Consider the following 18428-nt stretch of genomic DNA (forward strand, 5'->3'; position numbering starts at 1 on the left):
TAATCATGTAATCAGTGCTGCATCGCAGTGATCGCGGCACCAGGGTCCCCAGGAGGACGCCATGAGAAACACACAAGGTCCGGGCCCGCGCCGCTTCGGCCGGCCCGGTGGATGGCAGCAGGCGGATGTCCCCGATGCGAGCGACGCGGCCGAATGGTTCGCCGGCCGTCTTCCCGACGACTGGTTCACCGGCCCCGCGACCGTCGAGGTCGACCGCGAGGAGATCGTGGTGGTCGGCGAATTGCCGCCCGTCGAGTCCGCCGACTCCGGTTCCGAGGCGGCGATCGACGGACGCATCTCCCGATTCCGCGAAACGACCCGGGGCGATCGGATGCGCATCGCCGACGAGGCCGAGAGACGATACGGGCGCAAGGTCGCGTGGGGCGTCAGCCTCGACGGCCACAAGACGCTGTTCACTCACCTCGCCGTTCCGGTGATGACCCGGCTCCGCCAACCCGAACGCAAGGTTCTCGACACGCTCGTCGACGCCGGTGTGGCGCGGTCGCGATCGGACGCCCTGATGTGGACGGTGCGCCTGGCGGGCCAGCACAGCGAACAGTGGCTCGCCGAACTCCGCGACGCTATGGCGAAGGTGGACGAACTCAGGGCCGACGGCCCCCAGATTTAATTCGATTGCGCGGGCATCGGCGCCGTCCTATCGTGAACGGCACCGATGCGCACCGGGCGCGTCTGACAGAGGGGAACGGTCCATTGCTCCTGACGAGGTAGTCACGCGAGTCTTCATCCGCACACACCTCGGGAGTCCCCTATGGCCCAGTCATATCTGTCCCTGTCCGACCTCACGTTCACCTGGCCCGACGGCGAGCCGGTCTTCGACAGCCTCGACGCCGTCTTCGGCCCCGGACGCACCGGGGTGGTCGGTCACAACGGTTCCGGTAAATCCACCCTGCTCCGGCTGATCGCCGGGCGCCTGCACGCCGACCGCGGGTCGGTGACGGCGCAGGGCGAGGTGGCGTATCTGCCGCAGGACATCACGCTCGATCCCGCACTGAAGGTCGACCGGATCCTGGGCATCGCCGACCTCCGGGCGGCGTTGCACCGCATCGAGTCCGGCGACGGCACACCCGAGGATTTCGATGCAGCGACCGGCCGCTGGGACATCGAGGAGCGGGCGGTGTCGACCCTGCACCGGCTCGGGCTCGAACGCGTGCTCGGCAGCACGTCCGATCTGGATCGCACCGTCGGCACCCTGTCCGGCGGTGAGACCGTGCTGCTCGGCCTCACCGCGCAGCTGTTGAAGGAACCGGAGGTGCTGCTCCTCGACGAGCCCACCAACAACCTCGACAGCGCGTCCCGCAGCAAGCTCTACGAGGTGGTGCAACAGTTTCCGGGCACCCTGCTGGTGGTCAGCCACGACCGTGACCTGCTCGATCTCATGAATTCCGTCGCGGAGCTGCGCGGTGGAGAGATCCGCATGTTCGGCGGGAACTTCAGTGCCTACCAGGAGATCGTCGAGGCGGAGCAGGAGGCCGCGCGGGCTGCGGTGCGCGATGCCCGCAGCGACGTGCAGAAGCAGAAGCGGGAGCTCGTCGAGGCCCGCATCAAGATCGACCGTCGTAAGCGGTACGGGCAGAAGATGTTCGAGAACAAGCGCGAGCCGAAGATCGTGATGGGACTGCGGAAGCGCCAGGCGCAGGAATCCGCGGGGAAGCTGCGAAACAACCACATCGCGAAGGTCGACGAGGCGCGGGAGTCGTTGACGGAAGCGGAGAGTGCCCTGCGGGACGACCGCGAGGTGCGCATCGACCTCCCGGCCACGGAGGTGCACTCGGGCCAGGAGGTGGTCTCCGTCCGGGACGTGAGCCTGCTCAGCGGACAGGAGGTGTCGCTGGACGTCGTCGGTCCCGAGCGGATCGCCCTCGTCGGACGCAACGGCGTCGGGAAGACGACCCTGCTCGACGCCGTCGTGGCCGCGGGACCGCGGGTTCCGTTCAAGGCCCTGCCGCAGCGACTCGACGTGTTCGACGAGTCGCTGACGGTCGCCGAGAACGTGGCGGCGGCGGCGCCCCACGCGTCGCAGGAACAGATCCGCGCGCAGCTGGCCCGGTTCCTGTTCCGGGGCAACGATTCCGACATGCTCGCATCGGCGTTGTCGGGCGGGGAACGGTTGCGGGCGGCGCTGGCGACCATCTTGCTGGCCGAACCCGCCCCGCGGCTGCTGCTGCTGGACGAGCCGACGAACAACCTCGACCTGCCGAGTCTCGCCCACCTCACGCAGGCGCTCCGCAGCTACCGCGGCGCGCTGATCGTGGTCAGCCACGACCGGCAGTTCCTCCACGACATCGGCGTCACCCGGTGGCTGGAACTGACCGACGAGGCCCTTCGGACTTGTGCGCCTTTTCGGTGGCCCCGGCTACCAGAAAGGCGCACGGGCGGAGCCTAAAGCGTGATCGCGTCGAGCCGGGTCTTGATGAAGTCGGCCGACGTGACGGGCCCGAGCCCAGCCACGGTTCCGATCGGCGGTTCCAGAGGTGTCACCTGCGCGTCGTGGTTGAGTTCGTAGAAGTAGATGAGCGACACCAGGTCTTCTTCGGGGGCGTCGGCCTGCGGCGGCAGCACGCGGTGCCGGCCCGACGGCCAGCGCTTGCCGCTCCAGTACTCGAGAAGGTCACCGATGTTGACGGTGACAGCGTCGGGGTCGTAGGGCGCGTCCTCCCAGCCGCCTTCGTCGGTGTACACCTGGAGTCCGCCTGCGCCGGGTTGCCGATCCAGGACGGTGACGGTGCCGAAGTCGGTGTGCGGCCCGATGCGGAACTGGCCCGGCTCAGGCTCGCCCACCGACGACATCGGCGGGTAGTGGTTGATGTTGCACGTCCACGTCGGGCGGTCCGCGAGCCCGTCGAAGGGGTTGACGGGCAGTGCGAGTGCCGCCGAGAACAGGGCGAGGAGGTCATCCGAGAGCCGGCGCATCGCCTCGGTGTAGGTGGTGAGAAGGGCGCGCAGTTCCACCACTTCGGTGGGCCACACGTTGGGCTTGAACCACACGTCGTCGACGAGGGGATCCCCGGTGCGCGTCTCGGCCCCGATGGCGAACGTCTCCTTGAGGTCCGGGGGCGTCTCGGTGCCCTCGGCATAGCCGTTGGCCTCCATCCCGGGCCCGATCCAGCCGCGTTCGCCCACGATCGCCGAGTACCGCGCCTTCACCTCTTCGGGAAGTGCGAAGAACCGGCGCGCTGCAGTCCGGACGTCCGCGGCCAGTTCGCGCGTCACCCCGTGGCCGCGGACGAGGAGGAAACCGGCGCGCTGCAGTCCCTCGTCGACGTCCCGGGCGACGGCCGCGGCGGAGGGTCCGCCCGCCCGCCAGAGTGCGAGGTCGACGGTGGCGATCGGGGTCATTCGGCTACTCCAATGTCTTCGTTCCAGAGTTCGGGCTGGTTCTCGATGAATTCGGTCATGAGGTCGATGCAGTGTTGATCGCGCAGGACGGTCACGTCCACGCCGTTCTCGCGGAGCCATTCGTGGCCGCCGGTGAACGTGACGCTCTCCCCCACGACGATCGCGCCGATGTTGAACTGCCGGACCAGACCGCTGCAGTACCAGCACGGTGACAAGGTCGTCACCATGATCGTCGAGCGGTAGTCGCGCTGGCGCCCGGCGGCCCGGAACGCGTCCGTCTCACCGTGGACGGACGGATCGGCGTGCTGGACCCGTCGGTTGCGGCCGCTGCCCAGCAGGTTTCCGTCGCCGCCGAAGAGCGCGGCCCCGATCGGTATCCCGCCCTCGCGTTTGCCGAGTTCGGCTTCGGCGATCGCCACGGTCAGCAGTTCCTCGGGGTCGAGGGCCATCCGCGCAGAGTTCACAGAGATCGACATGCCTCTACCTTGCGTCTCGGACGCCGCGACCACAACGGACACACTGTGGTAACGAACGGGCCTTAACCTGTACAAACTGTCCGCCTCCCGAGGAGGGTTCGACGATGTCGTTGACCGTGCGCGAGTTGCTCCGGAACCAGTTCTTCAGCGCGAACCCGCAGGTTCTGGCCGGGAAGTCGCAGCTCGGCCGCACGGTGCGCTGGGTACATTCCAGTGAAATCTACGAGATCAGCCCGCTGCTGTCCGGGGACGAGTTGCTGCTGACCACCGGGCTGGGTCTGTCCGGTGTGGATCCCGGCACCCGCAGGCACTATCTCCGCGAGGTCGGGGAACGCAATGTGGCGGCCGTGGCGATCGAGTTGGGCCGGACGTTCGACGCCGTTCCGGGCGACATGATCGAGGAGGCGGCCGCCCTGGACCTGCCGCTGATCGCGCTACGGACAGTGGTCCCGTTCATCGAACTCTGCCAGAACGCCAATACGGAGATCATCTCCCGGGAGGTGTCGGCCCTGCGGACCCAGAACGAACTGTCCCGCGTCCTGGAGGCCGAACTGATGGCAGGCAACGGGGTGGCCCGGTTGCTCGAGCGCATCAGCGAGGCGAGCGGCTGCCCGCTGATCGTCACCAGCGGCAGCGGGGCGCTGGTCGCGGCACACGGCGTCGACGACGACCGCGCGGCCTGGGCAGCAGCCGACGCCGGAACCGTCACGGCCACAATCCATTCGCGGGACGGCGCGTGGGGGACGTTGACGGCCGGGCCGGGTTCCACGATGGACTCGCCCGTGTTGCGTGCGCTACTCGAACGGTCGACGGCGTCGCTCGGGCTTGCACTCACCTACTCGGGCAGCCTCGCGGGACGTCCGCAGCGCGCCGCAGCCGCGCTGGTGTCGGACTTGCTGGACCGCAACGACGTTCGGCAGATCGACCTCACGGTGCGGTCCGCCGCGGCGGGGTTCCATCCCGCGCCGGGCAACCGGGTGGTCGCGGTCGCCATCGATTCGCCGGGTTCGCGCATCGCGACCCGGTTGCTGGATTCGGCCGCCAAACTGCTCGGGCAGCCGTGCCTGCGTGCGGAGGTGCACGCGAGCACGTTCGGCCTGATCGCGGTCCCCGCACCCGTGGTCGACCCGGTGGGGACTGCCGTCGACTGCTTTCAGGAATCTTTGGCGTCCAACATCATCGACGGGGTGACGGTGGTGGTCGGCGATCCGTGCGACTTCGCTCCCGGAGACGTCGGCACCGCGCTGCACACCGCCCGCTCGGGACTGCGCCTCGCGATGTCTGCCCGGCGGTCGTGGCTGTCGGGCCGGGTAGTGACGACGACGCGGGAACTCGCCCCGGAACTCGCGCTCGATCGGCTGCCTCCCGACGTCAGGGAGCGGATGGTCGCGACAACCGTTGCGCCGCTGGTGGAGTGGGATCGAACCCATTCGAGCGACCTGGTCCGTACCCTGGAGGTGCACCTTCGGCACGGGTGCAGCGCCACCAGTTCGGCGTCGGCGCTGCATCTCGGCCGGCAATCGCTGTACCAGCGACTCGAGCGTATCCGGGCCCTGCTCGGATACGACCCGGCTTCGCCGTCGATGTACGGTTCGCTGCTACTTGCCCTGTGCGCCAACAGGTTGGCCACGTGAGATCTTCGCACCGTTGATCGCGAGGTAGAGCGCTCCGGCCAGCACGAAGCCGACGAAGAACGTGATGTCGCCGAGTTCGGGTACCGCGCGCACCACGTAGCCGACGAACTTCTCCTGATTGGAGAACAACAGAACAGAGCCGACGAGGGCGATCACGAACGCGGTCAGACCACCCCAGTTGCTACACTCGCGGTTGTACAGGAGGTTGTCGATCCGCTGTCCGCGGCGCAGATACTGGTCGGCGAACATGATGCCCAGCCACGGTCCGATCCAGTAGGCGACGATGAGCAGGAAGGCCTCGTAGCTCGCGGCGGCGTCGGCGAGCGCCCACCACGCCACGAGGAATCCGACGACTCCGAACATCATGGTGACCACCGCCCGCTGCGTCTTCAGCGGCAACCTCAGCCCGATGGTCACGAAGGCCATCGACCCGGAATACACGTTGAGAGCATTGGCGGCGACCGCCCCGAGTGCAATGGCGAGCAGCGTCAGGTTCGCCAGTGCCGAGGGCAGATTCGCGGTGAACGCGTCGGTCGGGTTGTCGGAGGACGGTGCGCCGATCGTCACGGAGGCGGCGCCGACGACCGACAGTGTGACACACGAGACGAACAGCCCGGCCGAGGCGAACAGCCCGGTGCGGACCCTCGACACGGTGGCCGGCAGATACCGGGTGTAGTCGGCGGCGTACGGCGTCCACCCGGCCGCGTAGCCGAACGCCGTTCCGACGGTGAGGAGGAACCCGCCCATTCCGCCGACACCACCCTCGACCGCGGGCGCGCCCGGGTTCGACTTCGCGAGTATTACCACTGCGGTGATCGCGAAGATCACGGCCAGCACGGGGAACGCGTAACGCTCGAACGCCTGGACCAGGTTGTGCCCGAAGAACGCGAACACGGTCTGGACGACGACGATCACGAGCAGTGAGGGCAGGGGCGCCAGACCGGTCAGCGTGTTGAGTGCGAACGCGCCGCTGACGCTGTTGGTGGCGAACCAGCCGACGCCGCACATGATCGACATGAACGCCGACGGAAGGGCGTTGCCCCAATACCCGAAGCCGAGGCGTCCGAGCACCATCTGCGGAACGCCGTGCAGGGGACCGCGCGCGGACAGAACGTAATGCGCGGCAGCCCCGAGACCCGTCCCGAGGACGAGCCCGAGCGTCGCCTGCCAGAACGTCATCCCGAACACCGACACGGACAGGACGCCGATGAAGATCGTGGCGAACTCGAGGTTCGGCGACATCCACGTCCAGAAGAGTTGGCGTGGAGTTCCGTGGCGGACCTCGTGCGGAATGAACTCGTTTCCGCCCGGTTCGACGGCCAGGACGCGGTCGCCGTACTCGCGTTCGGCAGCGGTCGCATCGCTGGCGGTGCCCTCGGTAATTGCCATAGAAGCACTGTGTTCGCCCAGGCCGGCGCCGACAACCGACAATGTGTCCGTCAAACGTGCGCTCGGGGCGGACAGATCGACGGGACGCGGTCGCCCCGGGTCTTGCGTTGGAGTGCACTCCAGGTCGTACTGTTCAGTCATGACCACCCAGTTGGAGCAGTCGACCGGAATGTTCGCGAGTATCTCGGAGGTCGCGGCGATCACGGGCCTCACGCAGGACACCCTGCGCTGGTACGAGCGCGAGGGGATGATCCCGACGATCGCGCGGGGTTCGGACCGTCGCCGCCGTTACAGCGAGCGGGACGTGCGGCTGATCGAACTGCTGGTGAAGCTGCGGACCACGGGCATGCCGACCAGTGACATGCAGCGTTTCGCGGTGCTGCTGGCCGGGGGCGCCGAGACCCACGAGCGGCGGTTGGCGCTGCTGCTCGCGCATCGCGAACGCATCCTCGCCCAGCAGGCGAGGCTCGACGACGCCCTGGCGGCACTCGACACCAAGGTGGATCACTACCGTGCCCTCATCGCAGGGACCGACGAAGACCCTGCCCGACAACGACGAGGAGAAGCATGACCGACATCGGTACGACAACCCTGGGTGACGCGCTCACCGTCTCCGACATGGGTTTCGGAGGAATGGCTCTCACACCCGTCTACGGCGGGGTGGAACCGGGGAAGGCGCTCTCGACACTGCATCACGCGGTGGATCTCGGAGTGAGTTTCCTCGACACCGCCGACGTGTACGGGGCCGGCGACAACGAGCGGTTGATCGCGCAGTTACTGAGGGACCGGCGCGAGGAAGTCACGCTGGCAACCAAGTTCGGGATTGTGGGGGATCCGAGGAAGCGGAGCGAGGGCGGCGCCTCGACCCGCGGCGACCGCGCCTACGTCCACGAGGCGGTGGACGCCAGCCTGCGCCGACTCGGCATCGACACGATCGACCTCTACTACCTGCACCGCCCCGACCCGTCGGTTCCGATCGAGGACACCGTCGGTGCGATGGCCGAACTGGTGGCGGCGGGCAAGGTGCGACACCTCGGACTGTCGGAGGTGACGGCCGGGGAGCTGGCGTCCGCGCACGCGGTGCATCCCATCACGGCAGTCCAGTCGGAATGGAGCATCTGGAGCCGCGACGTCGAGGCGCGGGTCGTGCCGGCGGCGGCCGCACTGGGTGTCGGGTTCGTCCCCTACTCGCCGCTCGGCCGGGGGTTCCTCACCGGGACCGTCATCGGCGTCGACACCTTGGCGCCCAACGACTTCCGCCGGACTCTCCCCCGGTTCGCGGCGGGCACGCTGCAGCGGAACCTCGGCGTGGTGGACGCGGTGAATTCGGTCGCAGGCGACCTGGGTGCCACGCCCGCACAGGTTGCGCTGGCGTGGCTCTACGCGCAAGGCCGCGCGTTCGGACTTCCGGTCGTACCCATCCCCGGAACCCGCAGTGCGGAACGGGTGACGGAGAACGCCGGTGCTCTCGGTATCGAACTCGATGCGGCGCAGCTGGCGGTGCTGAACTCGGCCGGGGAGCACGTGGAGGGTGCGCGTTCGGAGGATCTGCAGTGGGTGTCGGAGGGCCGCGACTTCTGAGTGATGCAGACTGGGCGGGTGCAGCACGCTACCAATCCCGTCGACGGTGTCCGGATCGCGTACAAGACCGTCGGCGAGGGAGAGCCACTCGTTCTCATCCACGGCACGGCGCTCTCCCACGCGATCTGGCGCGGATTCGGCTACGTCGCCGCGCTGCGTGACCGGTACCGGCTGATCCTTGTCGATCTGCGGGGCCACGGGCGCAGCGACAAGCCGCACGACGAGAGCGCATACGCCATGGAGCTGGTCAGCGGCGACGTTCTGGCGGTCCTCGACCACCTGGATCTTCCGAGCGCGCACGTGCTGGGGTATTCGCTCGGCGGCCGGGTCGCGCTGGCCTTGGCGGTCGGGGCGCCCGAACGGCTGGAGAGCCTGATCGTCGGCGGTGGCAGCAGCCGACCGCAGGCCGGCGCGTTCGACCGCCTGTTCTTCCCGGGCTGCATCGACGTCCTCGAGCGGGACGGCATGGATGCGTTCCTTGGGCAGTGGAATGCCCGGCGCGCGTGGCCGATCGACGCCGGCACCCGGGCGGCGTTCATGGCGAACGACGCGAAGGCACTCGCCGCGTACATGCGGCGTTCCGGTGTGGAGCCGGGGGTGGACGACGACGTCCTGCGCGGGATCGCCGTCCCCACCCTGCTGTTCGTCGGTTCGAACGACGCCGAGCGGATCGGCGACACCCAGCGGGCGGCGGCACTGATTCCCGGTGCGTCGCTGACGATCCTGCCCGGGTTCGACCACTCGACGACGGTGGCCGCGAGCACCGAGGTGCTCGCGGCCGTCGAGCCGTTCCTCGCTTCGGTGTGACCCCTACATCCATTCGACCAGTTGGATGATCACCCCGTTGGGGTCGCTCATCTGGAAGTAGCGTTCGCCCCAGGGCTCGGTTTCGATGGGCGTCACGATCGGGACGCCCTCCGCCTGCAGTCGCTCGTATTCGCCGTCGATACCGTCGACGACGAGCGCGATCAGCAACCCCTGGCCGGCGTCACCGGCGATCCGCGCTGGCTTGAAGGTTTCCAGTCCGGTCTTCAGGAAGACCAGATTGAAGCCCACGTCCGCACGCTTCAGTGACACGAAGCCCTCGGCTGCCATCTCCTCGACGAAGCCCAGGTGGGACTTGGCGAACTCGGCCGACGCACTGGGGTCTGCGACGTTCAGCGACAGTGCGCTCGCGGTAACCTTCACGGTGGTGTCCTTTCGTTGACGACACCCCACTAACGTACGCCGTACGACATTTGGTTCCCGAGGGCCCGGCATCACATCGCCAGCAAACCCTTCGCGATGTGCGTCACCTGGATCTCGTTGCTGCCTGCGTAGATCATCAGCGACTTCGCATCGCGCGCGAGTTGCTCGACCCGGTACTCGGCCATGTAGCCGTTGCCGCCGAACAACTGCACCGCCTCCATCGCCACCTCCGTAGCCGCCCGCGAGGAGTAGAGCTTCATCGCCGACGCCTCCGCGAGGCTCACCTGATCGCCCGCCGCGGTGCGCTCGATGGCGTTGAAGACCATGTTCTGCACGTTGATGCGGGCGATTTCCATCTCCGCGAGCTTGAGCTGGATGAGCTGGAACTGGGCGATCTCCTTACCCCACAACTTTCGGGACTTGGCGTAGTCGACGCACAGCCGGTGACACTCGTTGATGATCCCGAGCGACAGCGACGCGATGCCGATCCGTTCGGCCGCGAAACTCTCCTTCGCGCTGGATTTGCCGTCGGACTTGCCGCCGTCCTCGGTCTCGCCGAGCAGGCGGTCGCGGGTGAGGCGCACGTTGTCGAAGAACAGTTCTCCCGTGGGTGAGGAGTTCATGCCCATCTTCTTGAACGGCGCCCCCTGGGTGAGCCCATCCATGCCCGCGTCGAGGACGAAGGCGAGAACCTTCCGGTCGCGGCGATCGACGGACGAATCCCCCTCGTCGAGCTTCGCGTAGACGATGATGACGTCGGCGTAGGGACCGTTGGTGATGAACGTCTTCTGCCCGTTGAGGATGTAGTCGTCGCCGTCGCGGCGCACGTACGACTTCATGCCGCCGAACGCGTCCGAGCCGGAGTCGGGCTCGGTGATGGCCCAGGCTCCGACCTTCTCGAACGTGACCAGTCCGGGTAGCCAGCGCTCCTTCTGCGCCAGCGTCCCGCGACTGCGGATGGTGCCCGCCGCCAGCCCGAGGCTGACCCCGAGCGAGGCGACGAGTCCGAGGCTGACACCGGCCAGTTCGGCGTTCATGATGACGCCCATGCTGCCCGCACCGCCGAGGCCGCCGGACTTCTCCTCCTTCGCGCCGGACGCGGCGTCCCCACTTCGCTCGCGGTCCAGCGACTTCGTCAGCGCGTCCCGGGCCATCTCGTCCAGGCCGAAGGTGGCGAAGAGTTTGCGGATGATGTCGAACGGAGGCAGCTCGCCGGTCTCCAACTTGTCGACGTGCGGTCGAATCTCCTTGTCGATGAAGCCGCGGATCGCGTCGCGGAACATCAGGTCGGTATCTGACCACTCATACATGCCGGGCACTCCAGTCACTGAGAGACAAACGGTTGCCGCAAATATAGAACACGTTCCTATTCTTGGACAGGTGTGCCGGCCGGCGCACCCGTTCGGAACGGCACCGGAGCCCCTTCGGCCAGCACCACGTACGCGCGACGCCACGGGTCCGTCCCGACGAGCGTCCACTCGTGCCCGCTCCCGGCGGTGTCCTCGGCCAGCAGGACGTCGCCCTCACGGAGGCGGAACTGCTCACCGTTGCGGGTCCGGAAGTCGAGGGTGCCGCTGAGGGTCAGCACGAGTTGCCGCACCGGCGCGGTGTGCCAGTCGAAGGATCCGCGCGAAGTCGTCTCCTCGAAGCTGACGTGGGTCACGTCTACACCCGCGGTGCAGAGATCGCCGTTCCGCCCCGGGTTCATGGCGAGGAAACCCAACTCGACGTGGGACGCATCGTCCGCCCCGGTCCACAGCCGCACACATCGAATCATGCCGAGCCACCTTTCGTTTCACCGATCCCGAGCCACTTCGACCTCAGCCGGTCGAGGGTGCCGTCCGCGGCCAGAGTGCGCTGCGCCGACTCGATGCCTTCGCGCAGCGCGTGATCACCCGTGCGGACTCCGACGGCGATCTCCTCGCGGGAGATTCCCCGTTCGACCACCTCCACGTGCGGGCGATCCCGGACGAGCCAGGTGAGAACCGGCGCGAGTTTCATGACCGCGTCGCACCCGCCCGAGGACAGGTCGTCGAGGGCTTGGCCGATCCGGTCATAGGCGTACACGCGGATCGCGCCCGCGCGGCCCTCCGCGACCAGCCTCTCCACGATCGGCTGACTGGTGTTGCCGTGCTGGACACCGACGGTCAGACCAGCCAGATCGTCCACCCCGCGCACTCCGGGATGCCGCGACGTGTCGACGGCGAGGGACTGACCCGACACGAGGTACGGAGCGCAGAAATCCGCGCGCGCCCGCCGCTCCGGCGTCACGGTGGTTCCCGAGGCGATGCAGTCGAATTCACCGTCCGTCAGCGCGTCGAAAATGCCGTTGAAGTCGGTGCCCCGGTACGGGACGAGCGACCATTCGACGCCGAGCACGTGCGCGACCGCCCGCGTCAACTCGACATCGAAACCCGCCGGAGCCCCACCGTCCCGGAATTCGAACGGCGGGTCGGGCAACGCCGAACCCACCCGCAGTACCCGCGCTGCCGCCGTCATGCCATCCCTCTCCGCCGTCACGAGTACCTACGAGCCGATCAGCCCCAACCGCTGTGCCAGCCAGGGCAATTCCTTCTCCAGTCCCGCAGACCACACCGCGAAGCTGTGCCCGCCCGGCACTTCCACGTACTGCACGTCCATGCCCGCGTTCTTCGCGGCCTGATAGACCTTCTGGGCACCCGGCTTGTAGGCGTCGTCGTCGCTGCCGATCACGAAGACCCCGGCCGAATCCGGGTACTGCTTCGACGCCATCAGATCGAGCGGGTTGACCCGCTTGAACGCCGCCTCGTCACCGCCGAATCCGTCGTCGAGGGTGCGCTGGTGGTCGCCGAGCGTGGGTTCTTCCTGACCCGAGATGTCGAGGAACGTCGGGTACACGTCGGGATAATTGGTGGCCATCTGGAGCGAACAGGTGCCGCCGTAGGAGAGGCCGCCGATGGCCCACGCCTTGGGGTCCGGGTTGACCTGCAGATTCGACTTCACCCAGGACGGAACGTCCTTCGCCAGGTACGTGGCCACGTTGCCCAGCTTCGAATCGACACACAGGGGGTTCGCGATCTGCGAGCCGGTGCCGTCCGCCACCACCACGATCGGGGCCAGTCCCCCGTGCTTCGCAGCGAACTCGTTCATCGTGGTGGCGAGCTTGCCTCCGGCGAACCAGTCCTCCGGCGAACCGGGCTGACCGGCCAGCATCACGAGCACAGGCAACAGGGGGCGTGGGTTGGCGAAGTAGGCGGGCGGGAGGTAGATCTCGGCGTCGCGGGCGGCGAAACCCGACGCCGTCCCGGGAACGCCCGCCGTCAGGACCCGCCCCTCGCTCGGCATTCCGGGCGGAGCGGTCCACGACGCGTCGAGAGGCGTTCCCGTCACCACGGTCTCGGTGGTGCTGCCGAGGTCGTTCATCTGAACCCGGTCGAACGGCTCCGCCCCGAATGCCGTGCCCACAGTGGGATAGGCATCGAACACCAGGTTGATCTGCGTCGCGGACGCGAGAAGGACGGCGAATACCGCGAGAACCGACACGACGGCGGCTTTCACCGTCCGGCCGGCGCGGATCCTCGGCACGAGCAGGACGATCGCGAAGAGCCCCAGACCGATCCACACGTAGATGGAAATCTCGATGGGATCGGGGAACGGCCGGAGCACCTTCTCGACCATCACGTACAGGACGACGGTGACCACCACCGACACGGCCAGGCAGATCGGAATCGCTTTCCTGGGGTACCAGGGTGCGCGGGCGGCGAGCAGCCACACGCCGCCGAGCACACCGATCACCGTGAGGATCCAGGGCAGAGGCCCTGAGATCACGCTGAGGTCGCTGAGCCATTCCACGTCACGAAGCCTAGAGCGCGAACCCGCACTGCGTCGGCGACTCGGAACGACCGGTAAAATTGCGCGGGTGACATTCATCAAAGTGTGCGGTCTGCGAGACGAGGCCTCCGTCGATCTGGCCGTGCGACTCGGCGTCGACGCCGTGGGGTTCGTGTTCGCCGACAGCGTCCGCCGGATCTCCCCCGAGGACGCCGCGCCGCTTGTCCGCCGGGTCACCGGTCACACCGTCGCGGTGGGCGTGTTCAAGGGGAGTCCCGTGTCGGAGGTGATCGACGTCGCCGCCACCGCAGGTCTCGGAACCGTTCAGATGCACGACCTGAAGTCCGCCGACGACGTGGCCCGGTTGCGGGAGGCGGGGCTCGGCGTGATCCGTGCGGTGGTCGCCGGTGACACGACGGGCGATTTCGGCGCCGACCGCATCCTGGTCGACGGAGCGACCGCCGGGGCAGGCGTGCCCTGGGACTGGGCGAACCAGAGCCGACCCGACGGCGAGTGGATCCTGGCCGGCGGACTTCATCCGGGCAACGTGCGGGCCGCCGTCGACGCGACCGGCGCGTGGGGTGTCGACGTGTCGAGCGGCGTCGAATCCTCGCGTGGTGTGAAGGATGCGGCGCTGATCGAGCAGTTCGTCGCCGCCGTCCGATCCGGCGACTGAGTCAGCCCGGCATCCCGGCCACTGAATCTTCGACGTCCCACGACGCGAGCACCGTCCGGATACCCACGACCAGCGCGAGCGGCTGGTCGATCATCACGTGGTGTCCGGCGTCGGGGATCTCGACCACCACCGCAGTGGGCCCGAACCGGCGGCGCATGCCGTCCATCATGGTGTCGGTGACGATGCCGTTCTCGGCGCGGAAGTAGGCGATCCGGCAGCGTGGGTCGGATCCGCCCAGGTGATCGCTGCCGTGACGCGCGAAGAACGCGGAGTCGAACTTCCACGCCCAGCCGCCGTCCACCTCCTCCATCGAGTTCTCGGCGACGTGCCGCAGGACCGCGGGCACCGCGGTGTCCTGCGGCGGGACGAACCGGAACCGCTCGAGCGCCTCTGCCCTGGACGGGTAGACCTTCTTCGGACCGAAGGCACGCTGCTTCCGCGCTTCTTCCTCCTCCGGTGTGCGGGCGAGGACGGGCGAATCGATCAGCGCGACACCCGCCAGATCCTCGCCGAACAACTGCGCGGCCACGTAGGACACCATGCCGCCCATGCTGTGCCCGACGAACACCGGCGCCCCCGAGATACCCGCCGGCTTCGCCACCGCCAGGGCTTCTTCCGCCCACTGTTCCAGGCCGTACTCCGCGCGCCGGTCGCTGTCGCCGTGCCCGGTGAGGTCGAGGGCGACGACGCGACGGCCCGTGGCCAGCATGGGCGCCACATGGTCCCACCACCGGCTGTGGGCGGCGCCGCCGTGCACGAGCACGATTCCCGGTGATCCCGACGGCCCCCACGCACGGTAGTGGACCTGTGCACCGGCGACGTCGACCCGGCCGGTGTCGACCGGCGACGCCAACGCCGTGGTGAACCAGCGGGGCGCTTCCGTCTGCACGTTGCTCATTCACCGAACATACCGACCACGTGCGGCCGTCCCCGACCGCCCTACACAAGGTCGAGCATGGCTGTGACCGCGCGTTCGACCACCGGGAACCGGTCCGGAGCCAGATCGTGGCGGGCTCCCTCGAGTTCGACGAGCGTCGTCGGTGCGGGGATCAGTTCGACCGCCGACCGCATCTCGTCGGTGCTCGCGAACGGGTCCTTCGAACCGTGCACGACCACGGACGGGGTGCGGAGACCGGGCAGGTGCTCGGTGCGGAGCTTCTCCGGCTTGGCCGGCGGATGCAGCGGGTACGACAGCAACAACAGGGCGTCGACGAGACCCGGTCGCTCCGAAGCGAACATGGACGCCTGCCGCCCGCCGTACGAGTGCCCGCCTGCCCACACCGGCGCCGACACCAGCTCCCGCATCACGGCCACCGCGGCCGCGACGCCGTCCCGATCCTCGGCCGCCTTCGACGGATGCGGCGGACCCGACGCGCGGCGCCGACGGAACGGGAGATCGAACCGCAGGACGACGACGCCCCGCTCCACGAACCCGTCGGCCACGGCACGCAACAGCTTTGTGTCGCAGTCACTTCCCGCTCCATGCGTCAGGACCAGCCCCGCCACTGCGTCACCCGCGGGGCGGTGGAGATGTCCGCGCACACCGTCACGTTCCAGCAACTCGCTCATGCGGTTCACGGTAGTGGAATGTCGAGCTACTCCGGGGCGAGCAACTCCGCGAGTTCTTCGCACAGCTGGTTCGCGAGGTCGTTGGCGCGTGGCACGACGCCCATGCTCCAGTACCCGTGCAGCATGCCCGGCGAGATCCCGAGTCGCACCGGCACGCCGGCGGCCTCCAGCGCAGCGGCGTACGCGGGGGATCACATCCGGCCCCGCATACGATGGCGGGTGCCACTGCCGTCAGGTCGCCCTCGATCGGTGAGACGCGGGGGTCGAGGGACAGGCTGCGGTCTGGGAGGTAGCCGGCCCCCATCTCCTCATTCGCCCGCACCCTCTGCCGTGCCGAAATTCGATGGTTGATTGCGATTGGCTCTCGGTCTGTTTGCCGGGTTTCGGTGCGGGGTACCTTAACAACACGACTGCTGGGAGTAGCCAATGGACACCATGACCATCATCTGGATCATCGTCGCGATCGTCGTCGTTCTCGCCCTGATCGCGCTGGCCGTTGCGGCATCGCGCAAGCGGAACCAGCGCCACCGTCAGCAGGCCGACAGCATCCGCGCAAACGCGCAGGAGCAGACGTCCGTCGTCGAGAAGCGCGAGGCGATCGCGGAGGAAACTGCAGCCAACGCCAGAAGGGCTCAAGCAGAAGCCGAGGCCAAGGCGGCAGAGGCCAAGAGACTGCAGGTCGATGCGCAGACGCACCAGAATACGGCGACCACGTCCCGTGACGACCTGAAGCACGAGTGGCAGCGCGCCGACGAGCTCGATCCCGACGTCAAGAAGACGGACACTGCGACGAACGACGCCAGGGCCACCGACGCTCGAACCACGGGAGCGGGGCCCACGAACACTCGGGCCACCGACGCTCGAACCACGGGCGCAGGGCCTGCCAACGGTCGCCCCAACGGCACGGACTCCACGAATACTCATGGAGCACACGCGAAGCCGACCGACACGTCGTCGACATAGCGTTCGAGTACGACACGTGCACCGGCCCGGCGCCGGTGCCCACACGGGAGGTCGGAAATGCGTATCGGACGGCTCGTGACGCTGATCGTGATCATCTGGCTGATCATCGGCGCCGTTGCCGTGTGGCAGCGCGGTTACTTCAAGGACACGACGGCCAATTGCGCCAGCGCCGGAACGATCGCGGTCACCGTGATCGCCGGCCCACTCAACTATGCGGGCGTGAACCCGAAGATCGATTGTGAAGTGCCGCAACCGAGTCAGTAGTTCCAGAAGTTCCAGACCGTCAACCGAAAGAGGGAAGACCGTGATCGTTCTCGGGATCATCCTGCTCGTCATCGGCCTCGTCGCGGGGATTTCCATCCTCACGACGATCGGAATCATCCTTCTCGTCATCGGCCTCGTGCTGCTGGTGCTGGGCACGACGGGCCGCGCGGTCGGCGGGCGGAAGTACTGGTATTGACGCCGGCGCCCATCCATCAGACATATCAATCATTGACATTATCAATGATTGATAGATAGGTTCCTTTCGAGTATGCATGCGTGCACCGCACGCATGCCGTCGAAAGGAACCTCGCATGTCTTCGGTTGCACTGGAACGAACAATCTTCGACGCCGATCACGATGCGTTCCGGGAAACGGTGCGCCGGTTCGCCGAACGTGACGTGGCCCCGCATCTTCGTGACTGGGCCGAGGCGGGACAGGTGGACCGGGACCTCTACCGCCAGGCCGGCAAGCTCGGGCTCCTCGGGATCAATGTCGAGGAACGATTCGCCGGCGGCGGAATCGACGACTTCCGTTTCAACGCCATCGTCATCGAGGAGCTCTGCCGTGTCGGGGCCCCCGCCGTGGTGATGGGCCTGGCGGGCATCAACGACCTCGTCACCCCCTACCTCGTCTCGCTGGCGAACGAGGAGCAGAAGCATCGGTTCCTGACCCCCTTGTGCACCGGCGAGAAGATCGGCGCCATCGCCATGACCGAGCCGGGTGCGGGTAGCGACCTGGCCGCGATCTCCACGACCGCCCTCCCCGACGGCGACGATCTGGTCCTCAACGGCACCAAGATCTTCATCAGCAACGGAATGCTCGCCGACTTCGTGATCGTCGTGGCCAAGACGGATCCGGTGGCGGGCAAGAAGGGCGTGAGCCTGCTGGTGGTCGAAGACGGGATGGCCGGCTTCACCCGCAACGGCCCGCTGCACAAGGTCGGCCTGACCGCACAGGACACCGCCGAGCTGGTGTTCGACGACGTCCGCGTCCCCCGCGAGAACGTCCTGGGCGAGCTGAACGTCGGCTTCGGCTACTTGCGCCACAACCTGCCCCAGGAACGCCTCAGCGTGGCCGTCACGTCCATGGCGTCGATGCGACGCACATTCGACCAGGCCCTGACGTACAGCCGCGACCGCACGGCGTTCGGCCGGCGGGTGGCCGACTTCCAGGCCAACCGCTTCTACCTCGCGGAACTCGCCACCGAGATCGAAATCGCGCAGTGCTTCACCGACCGCTGCATCCTCGACGCCGCCAACGGCACGCTCGACGAGGTGACCGCGGCGATGGCCAAATGGTGGATCACCGAGCTGCAGCAACGGGTCGTCCAGCGCGCGGTCCAACTCCACGGCGGCTACGGATACATGCGCGAGTACGACGTCGCCCAGGACTACCTCGACTGCCGCGGCGGGCCGATCTACGCCGGGACCACCGAGATCATGAAGGAAATCATCGGGCGCAAGCTCACGCGTGCCTGACGGGTGCGGTTACCACAGAAGCGTTGGCGATCTCTTCCATTGA

The 18428-nt window shown here is 67.6% G+C and carries 22 protein-coding genes; 11 read left to right on the forward strand and 11 right to left on the reverse strand.

The window, feature by feature from the left end; genetic code table 11:
- Positions 1-61 precede the first annotated feature (61 nt).
- The gene (locus tag GO592_RS23865) at positions 62-628 is read left to right on the forward strand and encodes a hypothetical protein (protein WP_005243791.1); all 567 of its coding nucleotides are present in this window, start codon (positions 62-64) and stop codon (positions 626-628) included.
- A gap of 141 nt (positions 629-769) precedes the next feature.
- Entirely contained in the window at positions 770-2404 is a 1635-nt protein-coding gene (locus GO592_RS23870; RefSeq protein ID WP_007299221.1) for an ABC-F family ATP-binding cassette domain-containing protein, read from the forward strand.
- Here the strand turns inward: GO592_RS23870 and GO592_RS23875 are convergent.
- Both GO592_RS23875 and GO592_RS23880 read right to left on the reverse strand, forming a co-directional pair.
- Positions 2401-3357 (reverse strand): isopenicillin N synthase family dioxygenase, encoded by a 957-nt coding sequence (locus tag GO592_RS23875; protein ID WP_007299222.1) that lies wholly within the window; start codon positions 3355-3357, stop codon positions 2401-2403. The two genes, GO592_RS23870 and GO592_RS23875, sit on opposite strands and share 4 nt — an antisense overlap.
- Positions 3354-3833, reverse strand: coding sequence for a nucleoside deaminase (locus GO592_RS23880; RefSeq protein WP_050998663.1), 480 nt, complete (start codon positions 3831-3833; stop codon positions 3354-3356). Before GO592_RS23880 ends, GO592_RS23875 begins: the two co-directional genes overlap by 4 nt.
- 104 nt (positions 3834-3937) lie before the next feature.
- On the opposite strand from GO592_RS23880, the gene GO592_RS23885 reads away from it, so the two are divergent.
- Entirely contained in the window at positions 3938-5467 is a 1530-nt protein-coding gene (locus GO592_RS23885) for a PucR family transcriptional regulator (protein WP_007299224.1), read from the forward strand.
- Here the strand turns inward: GO592_RS23885 and GO592_RS23890 are convergent.
- Complete coding sequence (locus tag GO592_RS23890; protein ID WP_007299225.1) at positions 5432-6856, reverse strand: purine-cytosine permease family protein; 1425 nt, start codon at positions 6854-6856, stop codon at positions 5432-5434. The two genes, GO592_RS23885 and GO592_RS23890, sit on opposite strands and share 36 nt — an antisense overlap.
- Positions 6857-6995: 139 nt before the next feature.
- On the opposite strand from GO592_RS23890, the gene GO592_RS23895 reads away from it, so the two are divergent.
- Genes GO592_RS23895 through GO592_RS23905 form a run of 3 tightly spaced genes read left to right on the forward strand, consistent with a single transcriptional unit; the run spans position 6996 to position 9244 of the window.
- Entirely contained in the window at positions 6996-7427 is a 432-nt protein-coding gene (locus GO592_RS23895; protein WP_007299226.1) for a MerR family transcriptional regulator, read from the forward strand.
- The gene (locus GO592_RS23900) at positions 7424-8437 is read left to right on the forward strand and encodes an aldo/keto reductase (protein WP_007299227.1); all 1014 of its coding nucleotides are present in this window, start codon (positions 7424-7426) and stop codon (positions 8435-8437) included. The genes GO592_RS23895 and GO592_RS23900 overlap by 4 nt, the downstream gene beginning before the upstream one ends.
- Positions 8438-9244, forward strand: coding sequence for an alpha/beta fold hydrolase (locus tag GO592_RS23905; RefSeq protein ID WP_082324976.1), 807 nt, complete (start codon positions 8438-8440; stop codon positions 9242-9244).
- Between the two features lie 3 nt (positions 9245-9247).
- On the opposite strand, the gene GO592_RS23910 is transcribed toward GO592_RS23905, so the two are convergent.
- The 5 genes from GO592_RS23910 to GO592_RS23930 all read right to left on the reverse strand — a co-directional run bounded on the left by GO592_RS23910 (position 9248) and on the right by GO592_RS23930 (position 13456).
- Positions 9248-9625: a VOC family protein gene (locus GO592_RS23910; protein WP_005263638.1), complete on the reverse strand. Its 378-nt coding sequence runs from the start codon at positions 9623-9625 to the stop codon at positions 9248-9250.
- Positions 9626-9696: 71 nt separating this feature from the next.
- Positions 9697-10935 carry an acyl-CoA dehydrogenase family protein gene (locus GO592_RS23915; RefSeq protein ID WP_007299229.1) on the reverse strand — a complete coding sequence of 413 codons (1239 nt, stop codon included), beginning with the start codon at positions 10933-10935 and terminating at the stop codon, positions 9697-9699.
- A gap of 56 nt (positions 10936-10991) precedes the next feature.
- Positions 10992-11402, reverse strand: a complete 411-nt coding sequence (locus GO592_RS23920; protein WP_007299230.1) for a hypothetical protein — start codon at positions 11400-11402, stop codon at positions 10992-10994.
- Positions 11399-12124: an ABC transporter substrate-binding protein gene (locus GO592_RS23925; protein ID WP_007299231.1), complete on the reverse strand. Its 726-nt coding sequence runs from the start codon at positions 12122-12124 to the stop codon at positions 11399-11401. Before GO592_RS23925 ends, GO592_RS23920 begins: the two co-directional genes overlap by 4 nt.
- Before the next feature lie 27 nt (positions 12125-12151).
- Positions 12152-13456 carry an alpha/beta hydrolase gene (locus tag GO592_RS23930; protein WP_007299232.1) on the reverse strand — a complete coding sequence of 435 codons (1305 nt, stop codon included), beginning with the start codon at positions 13454-13456 and terminating at the stop codon, positions 12152-12154.
- Between the two features lie 67 nt (positions 13457-13523).
- Here GO592_RS23930 and GO592_RS23935 point away from each other — a divergent pair, with 67 nt between their 5' ends.
- The gene (locus GO592_RS23935; RefSeq protein ID WP_007299233.1) at positions 13524-14111 is read left to right on the forward strand and encodes a phosphoribosylanthranilate isomerase; all 588 of its coding nucleotides are present in this window, start codon (positions 13524-13526) and stop codon (positions 14109-14111) included.
- Between the two features lies 1 nt (position 14112).
- Here the strand turns inward: GO592_RS23935 and GO592_RS23940 are convergent, their stop codons facing one another.
- Genes GO592_RS23940 through GO592_RS45910 form a run of 3 tightly spaced genes read right to left on the reverse strand, consistent with a single transcriptional unit; the run spans position 14113 to position 15835 of the window.
- Positions 14113-15009 carry an alpha/beta fold hydrolase gene (locus GO592_RS23940; protein ID WP_007299234.1) on the reverse strand — a complete coding sequence of 299 codons (897 nt, stop codon included), beginning with the start codon at positions 15007-15009 and terminating at the stop codon, positions 14113-14115.
- Between the two features lie 41 nt (positions 15010-15050).
- Positions 15051-15680 carry an alpha/beta hydrolase family protein gene (locus GO592_RS23945; protein ID WP_420228112.1) on the reverse strand — a complete coding sequence of 210 codons (630 nt, stop codon included), beginning with the start codon at positions 15678-15680 and terminating at the stop codon, positions 15051-15053.
- A 26-nt stretch (positions 15681-15706) separates the two neighbouring features.
- The gene (locus GO592_RS45910; RefSeq protein WP_007299236.1) at positions 15707-15835 is read right to left on the reverse strand and encodes a hypothetical protein; all 129 of its coding nucleotides are present in this window, start codon (positions 15833-15835) and stop codon (positions 15707-15709) included.
- 271 nt (positions 15836-16106) lie between these two features.
- Here GO592_RS45910 and GO592_RS23955 point away from each other — a divergent pair, with 271 nt between their 5' ends.
- The 4 genes from GO592_RS23955 to couH all read left to right on the forward strand — a co-directional run bounded on the left by GO592_RS23955 (position 16107) and on the right by couH (position 18385).
- Positions 16107-16643, forward strand: coding sequence for a hypothetical protein (locus tag GO592_RS23955; protein WP_007299237.1), 537 nt, complete (start codon positions 16107-16109; stop codon positions 16641-16643).
- A 57-nt stretch (positions 16644-16700) separates the two neighbouring features.
- On the forward strand, positions 16701-16907 hold the full coding sequence (locus GO592_RS23960; protein WP_007299238.1) for a hypothetical protein: 207 nt from the start codon (positions 16701-16703) through the stop codon (positions 16905-16907).
- A 40-nt stretch (positions 16908-16947) separates the two neighbouring features.
- Positions 16948-17103, forward strand: a complete 156-nt coding sequence (locus GO592_RS23965; RefSeq protein WP_007299239.1) for a DUF6131 family protein — start codon at positions 16948-16950, stop codon at positions 17101-17103.
- Between the two features lie 115 nt (positions 17104-17218).
- A complete protein-coding gene (gene couH, locus GO592_RS23970; RefSeq protein WP_007299240.1) occupies positions 17219-18385 on the forward strand; it encodes a dihydro-p-hydroxycinnamoy-CoA dehydrogenase in 1167 nt (388 codons plus the stop codon).
- Positions 18386-18428: the final 43 nt, after the last annotated feature.

It is taken from the genome of Rhodococcus sp. 21391, from assembly GCF_016772255.1.
GTDB classification, from domain to species: domain Bacteria; phylum Actinomycetota; class Actinomycetes; order Mycobacteriales; family Mycobacteriaceae; genus Rhodococcus_F; species Rhodococcus_F opacus.

Bases quoted from the DNA above. Each gene is read 5' to 3' on its own strand.
- GO592_RS23865 (WP_005243791.1), top strand. From the start codon at position 62: ATGAGAAACACACAAGGTCCGGGCCCGCGCCGCTTCGGCCGGCCCGGT.
- GO592_RS23870 (WP_007299221.1), top strand. From the start codon at position 770: ATGGCCCAGTCATATCTGTCCCTGTCCGACCTCACGTTCACCTGGCCC.
- GO592_RS23875 (WP_007299222.1), bottom strand. From the start codon at position 3,357: ATGACCCCGATCGCCACCGTCGACCTCGCACTCTGGCGGGCGGGCGGA.
- GO592_RS23880 (WP_050998663.1), bottom strand. From the start codon at position 3,833: ATGTCGATCTCTGTGAACTCTGCGCGGATGGCCCTCGACCCCGAGGAA.
- GO592_RS23885 (WP_007299224.1), top strand. From the start codon at position 3,938: ATGTCGTTGACCGTGCGCGAGTTGCTCCGGAACCAGTTCTTCAGCGCG.
- GO592_RS23890 (WP_007299225.1), bottom strand. From the start codon at position 6,856: ATGGCAATTACCGAGGGCACCGCCAGCGATGCGACCGCTGCCGAACGC.
- GO592_RS23895 (WP_007299226.1), top strand. From the start codon at position 6,996: ATGACCACCCAGTTGGAGCAGTCGACCGGAATGTTCGCGAGTATCTCG.
- GO592_RS23900 (WP_007299227.1), top strand. From the start codon at position 7,424: ATGACCGACATCGGTACGACAACCCTGGGTGACGCGCTCACCGTCTCC.
- GO592_RS23915 (WP_007299229.1), bottom strand. From the start codon at position 10,935: ATGTATGAGTGGTCAGATACCGACCTGATGTTCCGCGACGCGATCCGC.
- GO592_RS23920 (WP_007299230.1), bottom strand. From the start codon at position 11,402: ATGATTCGATGTGTGCGGCTGTGGACCGGGGCGGACGATGCGTCCCAC.
- GO592_RS23925 (WP_007299231.1), bottom strand. From the start codon at position 12,124: ATGACGGCGGCAGCGCGGGTACTGCGGGTGGGTTCGGCGTTGCCCGAC.
- GO592_RS23940 (WP_007299234.1), bottom strand. From the start codon at position 15,009: ATGAGCAACGTGCAGACGGAAGCGCCCCGCTGGTTCACCACGGCGTTG.
- GO592_RS23945 (WP_420228112.1), bottom strand. From the start codon at position 15,680: ATGAGCGAGTTGCTGGAACGTGACGGTGTGCGCGGACATCTCCACCGC.
- GO592_RS23955 (WP_007299237.1), top strand. From the start codon at position 16,107: ATGGACACCATGACCATCATCTGGATCATCGTCGCGATCGTCGTCGTT.
- GO592_RS23960 (WP_007299238.1), top strand. From the start codon at position 16,701: ATGCGTATCGGACGGCTCGTGACGCTGATCGTGATCATCTGGCTGATC.
- couH (WP_007299240.1), top strand. From the start codon at position 17,219: ATGTCTTCGGTTGCACTGGAACGAACAATCTTCGACGCCGATCACGAT.